This window comes from Bacillus sp. EB106-04-02-XG92, from assembly GCF_058791995.1.
In genome coordinates this window covers 476,033-493,302 of the sequence record NZ_JBYTEA010000002.1, presented here as the reverse complement: position 1 = coordinate 493,302, position 17,270 = coordinate 476,033, and the positions used below count along the sequence as shown (strand labels likewise).

Below are 17,270 nucleotides of genomic sequence, written 5' to 3'. Positions count from 1 at the left end.
TTTACACACTAGGTGTGTAAAAGGATGGTTTCAGGTGATTAAGAATTTTCTTGGGACCATTTTTCTACATCCCAAGTTTTTGTTACCCAATCTTCATAAAATTCCGGTTCGTGGCATACAAGAAGAATTGTTCCTTTGTATGCTTTCATCGCTTTTTTAAGCTCTTCTTTTGCTGTAACATCAAGGTGGTTTGTTGGCTCATCAAAGAGTAGCCAGTTACTTTCTTCCCCCATTAGTTTACATAAACGAACTTTTGCCTGTTCGCCACCGCTTAATTGATTCAACGGACGAGAAATGTGTTCGTTTTTCAAACCACATTTCGCTAACATTGCACGTACTTGATGTTGGTCTAAGTTAGGGAATGTATTCCAAACATCATCAATTGGTGTTATATTATCAGCTTTTACTTCTTGCTCGAAGTATGATGGGTTTAAGAAGTCACCAAGACTAGTTTTCCCGCTTAATGGTTTAATCTTACCTAAAATCGTTTTTAATAGTGTTGACTTACCGACACCATTACATCCAACAATTGCAATTTTTTCACCACGTTCAATTGTCATCGTTAATTTCGGTAATAACGGATGTGTATATCCAATCTCTACATTTTCCCCTTCGAAGACAAATCGGCTACTTGCACGACTTTCTTTAAAGGAGAACTCAGGCTTGATAGCTGTTTCAGGACGATCGATACGCTCCATGCGATCAAGTTGTTTTTGACGGCTCTTTGCACGGCCTGTCGTTGAGTAACGAGCTTTATTTTTTGCAATAAAATCTTCTTGTTTTTTAATAAATTCTCGCTGCTTTTCATAAGCGTTAATATGTTGATTTTTATTGATTTCTGCTAGCTCTAAGAATTTTTCATATGTCGCTGTATAACGCGTCATTTTTGTAAATTCTAGATGGAAAATAACATCAACACATTTATTCATAAATTCCGTATCATGGGAAATTAATAGGAATGCATGTGGGTATTCTTTTAAATAATTTGTTAACCAATGAATATGTTCAACGTCTAAATAGTTGGTAGGCTCATCTAATAGTAATACTTCCGGTTGCTCAAGTAGTAACTTTGCAAGTAATACTTTTGTACGTTGTCCACCACTTAATGCTGCAACATCACGATCTAGACCAATTGCATCAATTCCAAGACCACGTGCAGCTTCTTCGATTTTAATATCTAATAAATAGAAACCGCCTGCTTCAAGAGCATCTTGTATTTCTGCCATTTGCTCAAGTAGTTCTTCTAATTCTTCTGGTGTAGCAGTTCCCATTTTTTCTGTAACTTCATTTAATGCTTTTTCTTTTTCAAATAAAGGTAAAAATGCATCTGCTAATACTTCACGAATTGTGCGACCAGGCGTTAAAATTGTATGTTGGTCTAAATACCCATAATTTGTACCAGGCGTCCATTCAACGCGCCCTTCATCATGGATAAGTTGACCAGTGATTATATTCATAAATGTTGATTTACCAACACCGTTTGCTCCGACTAATCCAACGTGTTCTCCTGCAAGTAAGCGCATGGATACATCTTTAAATAATGTGCGATCACCAAATGTATGGCCTAATTTCTCAACTGTTAATAAGCTCATAATGTCCTCCGTTCATTTCTAAATAGTGTCTTGAATCATGATACTAAATTCTTTGATATAATGCTATCATTTCAAAAATGTATATTTTTGAAAAAAAATTTTTTGTATTATTCTGTCTGAAGCTCCATATTTATGAGGGACTAAAAGAAACAATTTTATATACGAATAATAATGGTAAATAAAAAGTCGCTTTCTTTCTCATAAATTCGAGGAAGAAAGCGACCTTTATCTCGGATTAACACGCTGTAAAATCTCTGTTGATTAAAGTTTAACCTTATGCTATGTTCTTGCCGAGCTTTTTATTTACGAATCCTAAAAGTAACCCGCGTATTTGTGGATCAATGGCAAGACCGATAATGCCGTACAATATACCAGTAAGCGTTAAAGCTACTAGTGGTGGCAAGCTAATTAATATTGTACGGTATAGAACGAAACTAATTATAAATGCGAGACTATTAAATATAATTCCTTTAAATAATAGTCCGAAACCTTTACGGACAAATAAAGTAAATCCAATTAATAAAGTAACTTCAGTAAGGACAGCCGCTATAGAAGCTCCCATCACTCCAAATCTGCTACCTAAGATGATATAACTTATGATGGCAACAACCAATCCAATTCCCATTATTGTCGCACGCTTCCACTGTTGTCCGATTGTTGTTAAGTTATCGGCAAGTGGATAGCTGATAGATTGTAAAATGACCATAAAGGCTAAAATTGCAAGAGCGTCACCAGCTGGTGCATATTTTTCACCTAATAAAGTAACAATCCAAAAACTTGGATCAGCAATAAATGGGATAGCAATTCCCATACCTAAGAAGGACATAAGTTTTAATTCAAACTGAGATAGTTTTCTATGTTCTTCAATATTTTTTTCATTTCCGAAAGCGAATAATTTTGGATAAAAGGCTGCTGCAATTACACCTGGGATTTGGTAAAGTACAGCAGGTATTTTATAGGCAGCCCCAAAGAATCCAACTTGCTCATTCGCTGAAACTTTTTCTAATATAATAGGACCTAACTGCGGTAAAAGCATAATAATAATGCCATTGATTGTGAAAATAAGCAGTTGATCTAAAATTCCTTTGTCCCAGCCTTTATGAACTTTTGTATGGCGGAGTACCATTAAGAAGGCGATAAGCCCTGTTACAAGGCTAGATATTCCATACATGGCAGCGACCATCATAAGTGACCATTTAAATGACATCCCTAGCATAAGAGCGGCTGCGGCTGTCACACCTTGTAGTACAGAAATAATTGCTGTAAATTGCATACGCTCTGTTACTTGGAAATAAGCCATCCCCACACCTTGTAAAGTGGCTCCAAACATGGTTGGTAGTACGACCCAATATACCATGGCACGTAAGTAAGCATCAGTGTAGAAGAACTGAGCGAAAATAGCGAAGAGTACAGAAATTACGATAGCTAACACTAAACGAATACGTAAATAACTACTTATTAATACGCTAATGTTAGCGTCGCTTCTCGTTCCTTCACGCATAAACGTATGTGTCAAACCTGCATCTGTAAAATAACAAATGACAGCGGAAACTGCTAATGCAACTGTAAACATCCCATACTCATCTGGTGAAACATATCTTGCAAAGAGAATGGTTGCAATAGCAAGTACAAATCGAACGGTGATATTTCCTACAAAGAGGTAGGAGGCATTTTTAAGGATTTTGTTTGTTTTCATGGAAAAAGACCTTTCTATTCGTCGGGACATGCTCGTCCTATTTGTAAATTTAATTTGTTTACGGAAAGACTGTTTAAAAGCATATTCAATTATTTAAGAAAATAAAAATTTGATGCGTACAAACCAAAGCATCGCATATAACTTTTTGCTTCGTTTCCCATTTTTTGAATAGATTTTGCGACAATATTTCTTTATATCACTTTTAATTAACTGAACCTTTGATTTATCTAATTTAGGGTGTCCTTTAATATATATACAAGCATTGTTAATGACTGTATATGGGAATAGATAAGTTTCAAGGATTTCAATCAGTTCCGTAGAATCATCAGTGATTAAGTCTTTTGATTTATTATGAATCCAATCTTTCATTCGATTAAATACTTCTAATTCTTTTGTCGTTTTTAACTCATAATCTTTATAATTTGAAGAAAGATTTCCTCCTGATAGAATTCGATAATATGTTAAATATTCATCCACATAACATACATTTGTTACACTCATTAATTTAAAAAGGAATTCTAAGTCTTCTCCCCAGCTACAACCTGGTGTGAAACGAATAGTATGATCTATTACGATGGATTTTTTGAAAATCCATGTACTTGTTTGAGCAAAAACTTGATGTGTTAAGAAAGCCTTTATCATATTCCCTTTTACAAAGTTTGTCGTGTTTTCAACTTTTTCACCAGTCTCTTCGTAAAAGTTCATATACCCACAATAACAGGCGTTCATATTACTTTTCTGCATGCTTGTGATTTGCTTTTCTATTTTTGTTGGATGCCATAAATCGTCACTATCAAGAAATGAAATATATTCTCCACTTGCATTTTCAATTCCTGTATTACGAGCAACGGAAACGCCTTGATTTTCTTGTAAGATATATTTTATTTGTTCAGGGTATTTTTTCTTGAGATTTTTAACGATAGAAGATGATTGATCTTTACTTCCATCATCAACAATTACAATTTCAATATTTTTATATGTTTGATTCAGTATTGATTCCATCGTTTCTTCAATGTATTTTTCCGCATTATACAGCGGGACAATAACGGAAACGAGTTGAGTTTGTTCCATCATATAATTATTATCTCCTCAAATTTTTTATGTTGTACATTATATAGGCCTTTTGCAAGGAAGAAGATTACAAGAACATCTGTATAAGTTTACCGCATATAAACTTTGTAAATCAACACTATGTATTTTATATAAAAAAACCTTCCTTTTGAATTTGTAAAAAGGAAGGTAAATCAGTTATTACATACTCCAAGGTTTACTCAATGTTAATACTTCAGCCATTTCTTTGCTTTTTAAACGTCCTTTTTTTCTATTTTCTGCACGCTCCGAACCAGTTGTGTGTAGCCAATGCTCTTCTTCCGTTTCAGGTAGTACTTGTGGAACAGACGAAGGTTTTCCATCTTTTAATGCGACGAATGTAATGAAACATGTTGCAGCTATTCTACGCTCGCCTGCTAATAAATTCTCAGCAATTACTTTTACGAACACTTCCATTGAAGATTTTCCTGTATAACATACGAATGCTTCGTAACAAACAGAATCTGCTTGGTGAATTGGAGTTAAAAAGTCAACAGAATCGATAGATGCCGTTACGCAATGTTTACGGCTATGTCGTGCAGCTGCAATTGAAGCGATACTATCAATTTCTGCTAATAGTTTTCCTCCGAAAAGTGTTTGATGATTATTTAAATCATTTGGAAAAACACGTGTTGTTTTAATTGCTTTGGATTCTCGCATGAATTTCTTTTCCATATGGTCAGCCCCTATTTTCTGTTTTCAATCAGAATGACATGTATTGTAAGTGGAGTACAAAAATATTAAAAATCAATAGATATTTAACGAAGTAAAGAATTCCAGAAGAGAGTTAGCAAAACTTCTGTATTTGTATTCATGTAACTGAAAGAAAATTTATCATTATATAAAGTGTAGTGTAAAAGAGGATTCGCTTACATTGCAAGTGAAAAAATTAGGACCCTATATTTGTCATAGAAATTCCCTATCAGCGGTATGCCTATTCATGATAGAATCGTTTTGTTATGAATGGAAATAGAGGTGCAATGGACATATGAATCATATACAAACAAATTTTTCGTCTTTTTTTAGTAAAATAATGATTGGTGCGATGTTTGCATTTTTTGTTTATAGTTGTTGGTCTGCGTTTGAAATAAGCAAACAATTTTTTGGCGACAATGCAACAAGTGTAACAATCGTATTAGTTATTTTTGTTATTCTCATGCTGTTAGTGGCATCGATTTTACAGTATCGTTTTACAGATAAACAATTCCTTATTTTTCTTATTAGTGCATCTATAGTTGTGAGACTTAGTATGGTTTTATTTGTAGATGTCCCGATAATCGGTGATATGAAAGCGATGTTTGAGTCTGCAAAGCAGATTGCGATTGGTAATAGCGTAGAGAATGTAGCGCAATTACCTTTTATTATTTATGAATCAATTATTATTCGTGTATTTGGCGATACAGTATTTGCATTGCAGTTATTTAATATTTTATTTTGCACAGGGACTGCATTTTTCATTTATCGTATTGCAGCAATGATTTTTGGTGAAGAATGCGGCCGTATTGCGTCTGTGTTTTACGCTTTATATATACCGAATATATTTATGAGCTCCTTATTAACAGCAGAATCGCTTGCAATATTTTTATTTTATTTGGCTTGTTACATACTTTTATATAAAGGTTTCGATCATCCTTACATGTGGGTGCTTTCAGCAATTTTATTTGCATGTAGTAATATGATTCTCCCGATCGGATTATTTCTTCCTATTTTTATTGCTATATATGTGTTGTTAATTGAATTATTTCAATCAGCAATGAAGCAAAAAGTATTATTAAAGATGATAGGGATACTTATTTTATTTTATAGTGCTCATTTTGGTGTGAGTTATGGAATTCAGACAATGGGAATGGCACAATATACAATTTCAAATGAGACGTATGTTCAATCTGTTTTAATTGGAAAAGGTCAAAATGAGGAAAAAATAAATAAGAATCAAAGCGTAACAGAGCATATTGATCAAAAGCTAAAAGAAATTGAAGAGGAAAGATTTACACTTTTAAAGCCAGTAATAAATCAATTCTCAGGTGAGGGAATACATTCCATTCTATTTAAATGTGAAAAACTTATATACATAGCGGTAACATTGTTTATGTCGATAGCTTTATTACACTTTCTTATTAAGAAACAACAAAACGAAGGATATATGTTGTTCTTGTTGTTAATTAGCGGATATGTATTGTTAAGACTCTTCCAAGTAAATATGGCATATTACAATCTTATCGTGCCAGCCTTGTTTATTTTGCAAAGCTTTGGTGTTTATATGAGTTATGTGTACTGTCAAAAAATATTCTTCAGAAAATAAAAAGAATCCAGTTTGGATTCTTTTTTTTCATGGAAGAGGAGGACTGAGAGTCAGCAGAGATGAAGAATCTCTACTGACACAAGCTTCACTCTATCGGTTTAATTCTAGTTGTAAACTATCAGCTGTTAGAGCCATTTGTGAGGAATCTTCTTGAATTCCTTTCATTACTTGTGAAATAGTTTCTAACTCATTTTCAATTTTTTTATTCTGTTCTTTCGAGTTAAACATATCCTTTACAATTTCTTGGAAGTATTGATCTGTTGCAGACATGCTATCCGTTCCTTCAGATACGAGGGAGCTAATTTGTTTCACTGAAGAAGAGACACGAATAATTTGTTCATTTGTTTTTTCGACGAGCTTTGTAACGTTGAATATAGATTCTTTCGTTTGCTCTGATAACTTTCGAATTTCTCCAGCTACAACGGAAAAGCCTTTACCAAATTCCCCAGCTCGTGCAGATTCAATGGCAGCATTTAGTGCGAGTAAATTTGTTTGCTCTGCAATGGATTTTACAATATCTATAATTTCGTTAATTTTATTAGAAATATCGAGAAGTTCATGAGTATCTGTAATAATCGTTTCCATGTTCGCTTGAATGTATTCCATTCGTTTATTTTGCTCATTTAATTGCTCTTTACCTTTATTCGCTTTTTCTTCTGATGTTGTAGCTAATGATGTACCTGTTTTGGCAATTCCTACAATCGTTTCAGATTTAGCGGTTAACTGTTGAATAGAAGCGCTCGTTTTCTCAGATACAGATGCTAGTTCTGTTGCAATATGCGTAATTGTCATAGCTGTTATTTCTTTTTCTTTTTCATGTTCCTTTTGCATTCTTTCATATTCAGATTCATAAGCCGCAATAACGAGTTCTTGTTCAAGAGCAAATAATTTATTTATTACGTTTATAGAATAAGAAAAATCGTCAATTGTTGTAATTTTCGTTTTTAAAATCTTCATGATAGAGCGGAATAATTCTTGATAAGCGGCAGTATACCATTTTCTATGTAACCCAATTTGTACATGTCTTTTGGCAATTCTAACACGTTGTTCAATAAAGTCTTCATGCATATCTCCGCTAAATAATTCTTTTATATGTGTTTTTAAAGTTTGCTTTAGTTTTGGAATAGAGCTATAACGCTCGATAATCGTAATTAAATTAGGCTGTTTTGTAATATTGGCATAGAATTTTTCCGTAATCCAATCAATTTCTTCATAAATAAAGGGCTGTAGTACCTTTACGATCTGTAAATCTTCTTTTGAAATATGTAGCATATCCATTTGAATTTTCAGTTCAGAATTAGTAGGAACGTTAAAAGTGATTTGTTGATTCTTACTTAATTCAAGTATACTGACGTTTGTTTTATTGTTATGTTTTTTAAAAACCCCAAGCATCGTTCTTCCCCCTGTTTGTAAAGCGTTTTCATTTTTGGTTCTAATATAATTATATATTTTTATATACAATTACTCTATATTAGTGTGTAGAATAGTATATAAATTAAGAGAATTCTAGGTAGAATTCTCTTAATGACCCTTATTAATTTTAGCATGTGTTTTAAAGAAAACGGGGAAATGTACATTATATATGACAGTGACAACACGAATAACGAATGTTACTAGTAAACAAACATAGAAAGCTAATACGTGTGCCCCCATTGAATATGTGATTAGGAAACTAATTGCCCCTAAAATAGAAGCGATTGCGTAAATTTCTTTTCGGAATACGTAGGGGATATCTTGGGCGCAAATGTCACGCAAAATACCGCCGCCAATACCTGTAATGACCCCCATTGAAACAACTAAAAATGAGGCGTCAACATGATGTGACATTGCCGCATTTGCACCAATAGCTGTAAAAACACCTAAGCCAACAGCATCAGAAAGCATAATAACGACTTGCAGTTTATTGATACGTTCAAAAAACATACAAGTAAATAATGCTGATAATACGCTTACGAAAAAGTAAATGGGTTTAACAAATGCGACGGGAGGCAGGTTACCGATCATAATATCACGAATAATACCGCCGCCGAGCGCAGTAGCTACAGCTAAACAAAGGACACCGAATAAATCTAAATCTTTTTTTAAACCAACTAATGTACCGGAAATAGCAGCGGCGATAATGCCAAGAAACGTAAATATGTCGATTAATAACATTGCTGTAATCCCTTCCTCCTAAAGATGTTCCAGAGAAAAAATATACACTAAAGTTATGTAAATAACAATGCATTTTCGTTACATGTAGAAAAAAAGAAAAAATGAGGAAAGAAAGCGCTTGAAAATGCAAATATGCTTTTTCTATAAGGGTAAGGTTAGAGAGAAATGTGAGACGTTTAATTAAAAAATATATGTTATAATAAATATTTGAGATAAGAAAAAAATATTAACTGTATAGATTGAAATTAGGTAATAGTTATGGAGGTTCTAGATGTTAAGCGAAAATAGTAAAAGTAATAAATTTGAAAATTTTCTACTAATCTTTATTTTGTTGCAACCGATTTTAGATTTGCTTACAGCGTTCTGTATCATGGTTTTAAAAATTGATACGACCATTGGAGTTATTACACGCTTATTCGTTATGTTCCTAGGCGGGATATATATTTTAATTCAAACGAAGAAACAAGGAAATATAAAATATATATTGTATATAATCTTAGTAGGAATAGTCTTCACTATCGGATTGGTAAATAACAAGCTTACAAAAAACCCTATGGTACTTACAGAAGAAATTAAGTTTATAGCAAAAGCTTTATATCCGTTTGTTATGCTTACTTGTTATGTGTTTGTATTTAAGTCTTTAAAAGAAAAAAGCCATTCAAAAATGCGTGACTATATTACGTATGCATCGCTAATTATTGGGGTAGTCATGGTAGCTTCGATTGCTACTGGAACAGATTACAATAATTATGAATGGTTAAAATTAGGATCACGCGGTTGGTTTTATGCAGGTAATGAGTTAGGATCTATTTTAGCCATCATGTGTCCGATTGTTATTTTATATTCAATTGAAAAAACAAAAAATATGAGCAAAATATACTATTGGATTCCTTCTATTTTAGTTATTTTTTCATTATTTGCAGTTGGTACGAAGGTTGGCATAGGAGCAATCTTTGGTTCAATGGCTATCGCAGTTGTTATGTGCTTTATTCAAGCATTTACACAGCGTAAAGATGGAAAGAAAAATGCCTATTTATTAAATGGTTTTCTTGCACTAACTGTATTTGTGGGCATAATGGCATATACACCTTTTTCACCATTTTTAAAAAATATGGGGATTCATGTTCAATTAATTGAAGAACAACAGACAGCGAAAAAGGAAGAGAAAAAGAAAGAAGAAGCTAAGGAGCATAAACCTCCTGTTACAGAAAAAGAGAAAGTGAAAGAAAAAGAAAAAGAAAAAGTTGCAGAGAAAAAAGAAGAAACGCAAGCTATTATTTTCAGTGGGCGTCAATTATTTGAGCAAATGTATAAAGATTTCTATAAAGAAGCCCCAATGTCTCAAAAATTATTAGGTATGGGTTATGCAGGTAACTATAAAGCCGATCCGAAATTAATTGAACGTGACTTCCACGATTGGTTCTATTCTTTCGGAATCATAGGGTTCATTTTACTTGTAATTCCATTCTTATACTTCGGTATTAAATTTATTGCATGTATATTTACTAAATTTAAAGAAATATTTACTGTGAAATATGCAATGGTAGTTGCATCGATACTTCTCGGATTAGGTATCTCATTTATAGCTGGTCATATTTTAATGTCACCTGGAGTGAGTTTCTTCTTAGTATTAATCATGGCATATTTAATAGTTGACTTGGAAATTGAATGATAGAAAAATAAAAGCTAGCATATGTTAGCTTTTATTTTGTTATAGTAAATAAAAAGAAAAAAATGGGGGATGTAAGAAATGAAAGTGTTGCATATGAATGCTGGTGCAGAAGAAGGTGGGGGGAAAACACATATTATTTCACTTTTATCTCAGTTTTCAAAGGAAGAAGTGGAATTAATGGTATTTGAAGAAGGTGCGATTGCTAGAGAGGCGAGAAACCTTGGTATTCAAGTGCATGTTTTTACCCAATCATCTCGGTACGACCTATCAATTCTTTCAAAAATAAAAGCATTTATTAATGAAAATCAATTTGACATTGTGCATACACATGGCGCACGAGCAAATTTCTATCTCTCCCTCTTGAAAAAAGGTATAAAAGCGAAATGGATAATGACTGTCCACAGTGATCCAACTTTGGATTTTATGAAGAGGGGATTAAAAGGATGGGTATTTACGAAGTTAAATTTACGTTCTTTTAGGAAGGTAGATTTGTTCTTTGCAATTACGGAGAACTTTAAGCGAAATATAATAAAACTAGGTGTACCAGAAGAGAAGATTTGTACGGTTTATAATGGGATTGAGTATGATAGTACGCCAGTAAAACCTTATGATAAGAGTGAATTTGGCATCGGTGAAGGAGTATTTACAGCCATTCAAGTAGCGCGTCTTCATCCTGTTAAAGGTCATGATATTTTATTTGAAGCGTTGCGAAAAATTAAAATTCCAAATATCAAAGTGCTCTTACTTGGTGATGGGCCTATAGAAGCAGAATTAAAAGAGATGGCGAAACAAAAGGGCGTAGAGGATAAGGTGATGTTTCTAGGTTTTCGTACAGATTCAAAAGAATTATATGCATCTGCACACATTAATTTGCTAACCTCTTATAGTGAAAGTTTCCCTCTCGTTTTATTAGAAGCAGCTAATCAACGTTTAACATCTATTGCAACAAATGTAGGCGATATGAAAAAGTTAATAGTTGATGATACGTATGGATGGATTGTACCGATTGGTGATGTAGATTCGTTAGCAAAAGCGTTAGAAAATGCTTACGAAAAATGGTTGAATGGTGAATTAGAAGCGATGGGAAATCGTTTATATACTCACGCATCTACTCATTTCTCGCTAAAGAATTTGTATGAAGATACTTATAATGCATATAAAAAACTTTTACTGAAATAGAGAGGATAGTTAATCATGGAAGTAAAAACGGTTGATATTCTAGGTGTTCCTTTTTCTACAATGACAATGGATGAAACAATCCAATATTTGAAGGGGCAACTAGAATTGGAGCGAACGCATACTTTTCAGGTAGTAACAGCAAATCCTGAAATTGTTATGTGTGCAAAAAAGGATGAAGCATTCCATCAAACATTATTAAATGCAGATTTAATTACACCTGATGGTATTGGAGTTGTAAAAGCAAGTGGTATGTTAGGTACACCTGTAAAGGAACGTGTAGCAGGTTTTGATTTAATGTGTAATTTATTTGCGAAGCTATCAGAAGAGAATAAACCAGTATCTGTTTTCTTACTTGGTGCAAAACCGCATGTTGTACAAGCTGCAGCAGATCATTTAACGAAGACGTATTCAGCTGTATCAATTGTTGGTATACAAGATGGTTATTTTAAACAAGAGGAAGAAGAGAATATTGTTTCTCGTATTCAAGAAGCAAAGCCAGACTTATTACTTGTCGCACTTGGTTTCCCAAGACAAGAGAACTTTATCCAAACTAATAGGCATCGTTTAGAAACAAAAATGGCTGTTGGAGTGGGCGGAAGTTTAGATGTATGGGCTGGAGAAGTAAAACGCGCACCAAAATGGATTCAAGCGATCCATTTAGAGTGGTTTTATAGATTGTGTAGTAATCCAACGCGCTGGCGTCGTCAGTTAGTATTAGCGGAGTTTTTAAAAGAAGTCATGCGTTCAAAAAAGTAGCGTCCTATCGCTACTTTTTTTATTTAGCTATTTTTAATAAAGTGTGGCTTTGTTCATCCACCACTGATTGTTACCTTCCATTAATTGGGGTTGATTTTCAATCTAATCTCTTTGCTCCAGCTGAATTTTGAGGCAGGAGTCTTACTGCCCTAAGGTAGTGGGATAAGTATTTTAATTTTCGGGCATGATGAAGGAGAATTTTTTACACGAAAGTATTTTACTTATACAATTCACACATGTAAAATGATGTGTAAAGACAGCTGTGTAAGGAGGACTTCATGTGGGCAAGGTGAAAGAAATTTCGAAGCGAAAGCTACTTGGTATAGCCGGGCTTGGATGGCTATTTGACGCAATGGATGTTGGAATGCTTTCATTCGTAATGGTAGCATTGCAAAAAGATTGGGGATTAAGTACGCAAGAAATGGGCTGGATAGGCAGTATTAATTCAATTGGTATGGCAGTCGGAGCGCTTGTTTTTGGCATACTATCAGATAAAATAGGACGGAAATCAGTCTTTATTATTACATTATTACTATTTTCTATCGGTAGTGGTTTAACTGCTTTAACGACGACGCTTGCGATGTTCCTTGTGCTACGATTTTTAATTGGTATGGGGCTTGGCGGAGAGCTTCCTGTTGCTTCTACATTAGTATCAGAGAGCGTTGAAGCGCATGAACGTGGCAAAATAGTTGTGCTATTAGAAAGTTTTTGGGCAGGTGGATGGCTAATTGCAGCTCTTATCTCGTATTTTGTTATTCCGAAATATGGTTGGGAAGTTGCGATGATATTGAGTGCGGTTCCGGCACTATATGCTTTATATTTAAGATGGAATTTACCGGATTCGCCGAGATTCGAAAAGGTTGAAAAAAGACCGTCCGTTATCGAAAATATAAAATCAGTTTGGTCTGGGGAATACCGTAAGGCAACAATTATGTTATGGATTCTATGGTTTTCTGTTGTCTTTTCCTATTATGGAATGTTCCTTTGGTTACCTAGTGTAATGGTATTAAAAGGATTTAGTTTAATAAAAAGTTTCCAATACGTACTTATTATGACGTTAGCTCAATTGCCAGGGTATTTCACAGCTGCTTGGTTTATTGAACGTCTTGGTCGTAAGTTTGTTTTAGTTACGTATTTAATCGGTACAGCGTGCAGTGCTTACTTGTTTGGAGTAGCAGAGTCATTAACGGTATTAATCGTAGCAGGCATGTTACTATCCTTCTTTAATTTAGGTGCTTGGGGTGCATTATATGCCTATACACCTGAACAGTATCCAACAGTTATTCGTGGTACAGGTGCAGGAATGGCGGCAGCATTTGGTCGTATTGGAGGTATTCTTGGGCCGTTATTAGTAGGATATTTGGTTGCTTCACAGGCTTCACTATCACTAATATTTACGATTTTCTGTGGATCAATTTTAATTGGCGTATTTGCTGTAATTCTACTCGGACAAGAAACGAAACAACGAGAATTAGTATAAGGTGAGACTTTAATCAGTGAGGGATTTATTCCCGCGCTGGTTATGGGTTCTTACCAATAGTGGAATAAAAGGGCAGGGGGAACCGTGAAGGTTTCCTTTTTTCTGTTTTTTTAGATAAATAGTGGTATAGTAAGAAAAAGGGAATGTTCCTTATAAAAGCGAATGTATACAACAGGACATACGGACAAAAGAATTAGGTGGTTGAAGAAATGAAAATTTTACTGATCATGGAAGAAGCAGAAGAGCGAAGAAATTTAGCTGAAAAATTCACTGAAAATATAAGGAATGTAGAATGTTTTGAAGCAAATACAGGGACAGAATCATTACTTATCATGAAAAAGCATACGCCGGATTTTGTTTTTTTAAATTCGAAATTACTAGATGGAACAGGTTTTGAATATGCAAGTTTATTACGTGAAGTAAATTGTTATACGAAATTTATTTTTATGGGTGAAGATATCGAAGATTCCATTACGGCATTTCGTTTTCAAGCATTTTATTATTTACTACGCCCGTTTCGCGAAGAAGATTTGCAATTCCTTTTATATAGAATGGGTAAAGAGCAAGGCGAGAAAGCAAAGAGTCATTTACGAAAACTACCGATAGAAGGTCAAGAGGGAATTCGGTATATTTTCCCTGAAGATATTGTATATATAAGCAAAAATAAGGAAAACAAAACGGTTTCAATTTATACAACAAATAATCAGTATATTTCAACATATACACTTCAGGAACTGGAAAATAAGCTAAATGCATACGATTTTTTACGCGTGCATAAAAGCTATTTAATTAATATGTCATATGTACAAGAACTAAAACCTTATTATAATGGCACATACAATTTGTATTTAGATAAATATGATGAGCAACCAATTCCAGTTAGTCGTAATTATGTGAAAAAACTCCGAAATAAAATTGAATTGTAGCAGATAATGCGAAATTTTTAACATGATAAACTAAAAATCCTTCATGATAGGGAGGATTCAAATTAAATATTCAGAAAATTTAGTACAATCCCACTAAGAAATAGTATTGGGGGGATTGTATGTGAAAACATTGAAGTCGATTTTACTTTGGGGAGTTATTGCAGCAGTAGGAGCAAGTGCTTTTGGTGTAATAGCTTTATCACAAGGTGAAACTATAAATGCCGTGTGGCTCTTAGTAGCTGCGGTATGTGTGTATGCAGTTGCTTATCGCTTTTATAGTAGATTTATAGCGAGAAAGGTATTCGGTTTAGATAATAATCGGCAAACGCCAGCCCATACATTAAACGATGGAAAAGATTATGTTCCGACAAATAAGTGGGTATTATTTGGCCACCATTTTGCAGCAATTGCTGGAGCAGGCCCTTTAGTAGGACCGATTTTGGCGGCACAAATGGGATATTTACCAGGGACAATATGGATTATTGTTGGTGTAGTTGTCGCTGGAGCTGTGCAAGATTTTGTAATTTTATTTGCTTCAATGAGACGAAATGGTAAATCTTTAGGAGAAATGATTAAAGATGAAATCGGTCCTGTTACAGGGCTTATTGCAATGATAGGTATTTTAGGTATTATGATTATTTTATTAGCGGTATTAGCATTAGTAGTAGTAAAGGCGCTTGTCGGAAGCCCTTGGGGAATGTTTACAATAGCAGCGACAATTCCTATCGCTATTTTAATGGGAGTGTATATGCGCTACATTAGGCCTGGACGGGTTGGTGAAGGATCAGCAATCGGAATTATTCTACTTATATTGTCTCTTATCGGTGGACAGTATGTAGCGGAACATCCAACGCTTGCAAGTATGTTCACGTTTAGTGGTGAAACGATTGCTATTATGCTTATTGTATATGGATTTATCGCATCAGCATTGCCGGTTTGGATGCTTTTAGCACCGCGTGACTACTTAAGCACATTTTTAAAAGTCGGAACAATTGTAGGGTTAGCGATCGGTATTTTAATTGTAGCGCCAGATTTACAAATGCCAGCAGTTTCGAAATTTATTGATGGAACTGGTCCAGTATTCTCCGGAAATTTATTCCCGTTCTTATTTATTACAATTGCTTGTGGTGCGGTGTCTGGATTCCATGCTCTCGTTTCATCAGGTACGACGCCAAAAATGATTGAACAAGAAGGGCATGCACAGCCAATTGGTTATGGAGCAATGTTAATGGAATCATTTGTAGCGGCAATGGCGATGATTGCAGCTTGTGTATTAACACCGGGCACTTATTTTGCAATTAATAGTCCCGCAGCACTTATCGGTACGGATGTCTCGCAGGCAGCTCAAGTTATTTCTTCATGGGGATTTGCTATCACACCAAATGAACTAAAAGATCTCGCTGTAAACGTTGGTGAGCAAACGATTTTATCACGTACAGGTGGTGCGCCAACATTAGCGATAGGTATGGCATATATTTTCTCGCAAGTAATAGGTGGAACGGCCATGATGGCATTTTGGTATCATTTTGCAATCCTCTTTGAAGCACTATTCATTTTAACAACAATTGATGCTGGAACGCGTGTAGGCCGATTTATGATTCAAGATATTTTAGGGCATGTATATAAGCCATTTGGGAAAACGGATTCTACATTAGCGAATGTAATAGCTACAACGTTATGTGTATTAGGATGGGGCTATTTCTTATACCAAGGAGTAGTTGATCCGCTTGGTGGAATTAATACATTATGGCCACTTTTCGGTATTGCAAACCAAATGTTAGCGGGTATCGCCTTATTACTGGGAACGACAATTTTGTTCAAAATGGGGAAAAAGGCATATGTTTGGGTAACGCTTATCCCGACTGTCGGATTGCTTATTGTAACGATGACGGCGGGTTATCAAAAGCTATTTCATGAAAATCCTAAAATAGGATTTCTATCTCATGCAAAGGTATTTCAAGGGGCATTAGATGAAGGAAAAGTGTTAGCACCAGCTAAAAATGTCGCTCAAATGAAACAAATTATTTTTAATGATTATATTGATGCAGCGCTTTGCGGGATTTTTATGATCGTTGTAATTGCTGTATTAATTTCTGCAATTCGGATTTGGATTCAAGTGTTAAGAAATAAGCCAATGCCGCTAAAAGAGGCACCATATATACCTAGAGATGAAAGTGAGTCGAGGAACTATGCTTAAAAAATTGCGGCAAGTATGGGGACAAAGAAAACACTTTATTAGTTTACTTGTTGGGGTACCAAGCTATGAAACATATGTAGAGCATATGAAAAGGCATCATCCAGAAGAAGAAGTTGTATGTCAAAAACAGTTTTTTGCAGAAGCGCAAGAAGCTAGATTTAATGCAAAGGGCGGAAAGATATCACGCTGTTGTTAATGCAAAGGGCGAATTTTCGTCCTTTTTTATT

The 17,270-nt window shown here is 34.5% G+C and carries 14 protein-coding genes and 1 pseudogene; 8 read left to right on the top strand and 7 right to left on the bottom strand.

The features are described 5' to 3' along the window. Positions 1-38 precede the first annotated feature (38 nt). The 4 genes from AC3WVA_RS08480 to AC3WVA_RS08465 form a co-directional block, all read right to left on the bottom strand. Positions 39-1,592, bottom strand: a complete 1,554-nt coding sequence (locus tag AC3WVA_RS08480) for an ABC-F family ATP-binding cassette domain-containing protein (RefSeq protein WP_098344648.1) — start codon at positions 1,590-1,592, stop codon at positions 39-41. Between the two features lie 274 nt (positions 1,593-1,866). After that, positions 1,867-3,288, bottom strand: coding sequence for an oligosaccharide flippase family protein (locus tag AC3WVA_RS08475; RefSeq protein WP_098344649.1), 1,422 nt, complete (start codon positions 3,286-3,288; stop codon positions 1,867-1,869). Between the two features lie 93 nt (positions 3,289-3,381). Then, the gene (locus AC3WVA_RS08470; protein ID WP_492321860.1) at positions 3,382-4,362 is read right to left on the bottom strand and encodes a glycosyltransferase family 2 protein; all 981 of its coding nucleotides are present in this window, start codon (positions 4,360-4,362) and stop codon (positions 3,382-3,384) included. Positions 4,363-4,539: 177 nt separating this feature from the next. After that, entirely contained in the window at positions 4,540-5,052 is a 513-nt protein-coding gene (locus AC3WVA_RS08465; protein ID WP_048527968.1) for an acyl-CoA thioesterase, read from the bottom strand. Positions 5,053-5,365: 313 nt separating this feature from the next. Between AC3WVA_RS08465 and AC3WVA_RS08460 the strand changes: the two genes are divergently transcribed. After that, entirely contained in the window at positions 5,366-6,679 is a 1,314-nt protein-coding gene (locus AC3WVA_RS08460) for an ArnT family glycosyltransferase (protein ID WP_098344651.1), read from the top strand. A gap of 90 nt (positions 6,680-6,769) precedes the next feature. Here the strand turns inward: AC3WVA_RS08460 and AC3WVA_RS08455 are convergent, their stop codons facing one another. The 3 genes and pseudogenes from AC3WVA_RS08455 to AC3WVA_RS08445 all read right to left on the bottom strand — a co-directional run bounded on the left by AC3WVA_RS08455 (position 6,770) and on the right by AC3WVA_RS08445 (position 8,833). After that, on the bottom strand, positions 6,770-7,576 hold the full coding sequence (locus AC3WVA_RS08455; protein ID WP_370540068.1) for a methyl-accepting chemotaxis protein: 807 nt from the start codon (positions 7,574-7,576) through the stop codon (positions 6,770-6,772). Then, positions 7,574-7,951, bottom strand: a pseudogene (locus AC3WVA_RS08450) (protoglobin family protein); the annotation flags it as partial. The pseudogene AC3WVA_RS08450 and the gene AC3WVA_RS08455, both read right to left, overlap by 3 nt. Before the next feature lie 249 nt (positions 7,952-8,200). Then, positions 8,201-8,833, bottom strand: coding sequence for a trimeric intracellular cation channel family protein (locus AC3WVA_RS08445; protein WP_048527971.1), 633 nt, complete (start codon positions 8,831-8,833; stop codon positions 8,201-8,203). 271 nt (positions 8,834-9,104) lie between these two features. Here AC3WVA_RS08445 and AC3WVA_RS08440 point away from each other — a divergent pair, with 271 nt between their 5' ends. The 7 genes from AC3WVA_RS08440 to AC3WVA_RS08410 all read left to right on the top strand — a co-directional run bounded on the left by AC3WVA_RS08440 (position 9,105) and on the right by AC3WVA_RS08410 (position 17,239). Then, positions 9,105-10,505, top strand: a complete 1,401-nt coding sequence (locus AC3WVA_RS08440) for an O-antigen ligase family protein (protein ID WP_098344652.1) — start codon at positions 9,105-9,107, stop codon at positions 10,503-10,505. 78 nt (positions 10,506-10,583) lie between these two features. Further along, entirely contained in the window at positions 10,584-11,684 is a 1,101-nt protein-coding gene (locus AC3WVA_RS08435; RefSeq protein ID WP_048527973.1) for a glycosyltransferase family 4 protein, read from the top strand. A gap of 15 nt (positions 11,685-11,699) precedes the next feature. After that, positions 11,700-12,440 carry a WecB/TagA/CpsF family glycosyltransferase gene (locus tag AC3WVA_RS08430; RefSeq protein WP_048527974.1) on the top strand — a complete coding sequence of 247 codons (741 nt, stop codon included), beginning with the start codon at positions 11,700-11,702 and terminating at the stop codon, positions 12,438-12,440. Between the two features lie 280 nt (positions 12,441-12,720). Next, on the top strand, positions 12,721-13,920 hold the full coding sequence (locus tag AC3WVA_RS08425) for an MFS transporter (protein ID WP_048527975.1): 1,200 nt from the start codon (positions 12,721-12,723) through the stop codon (positions 13,918-13,920). Between the two features lie 209 nt (positions 13,921-14,129). Then, on the top strand, positions 14,130-14,846 hold the full coding sequence (locus AC3WVA_RS08420; protein WP_098520073.1) for a LytR/AlgR family response regulator transcription factor: 717 nt from the start codon (positions 14,130-14,132) through the stop codon (positions 14,844-14,846). 121 nt (positions 14,847-14,967) lie between these two features. After that, complete coding sequence (gene cstA / locus AC3WVA_RS08415; protein ID WP_048527977.1) at positions 14,968-17,043, top strand: carbon starvation protein CstA; 2,076 nt, start codon at positions 14,968-14,970, stop codon at positions 17,041-17,043. Further along, entirely contained in the window at positions 17,036-17,239 is a 204-nt protein-coding gene (locus AC3WVA_RS08410) for a YbdD/YjiX family protein (RefSeq protein WP_141539439.1), read from the top strand. The genes cstA and AC3WVA_RS08410 overlap by 8 nt, the downstream gene beginning before the upstream one ends. Positions 17,240-17,270: the final 31 nt, after the last annotated feature.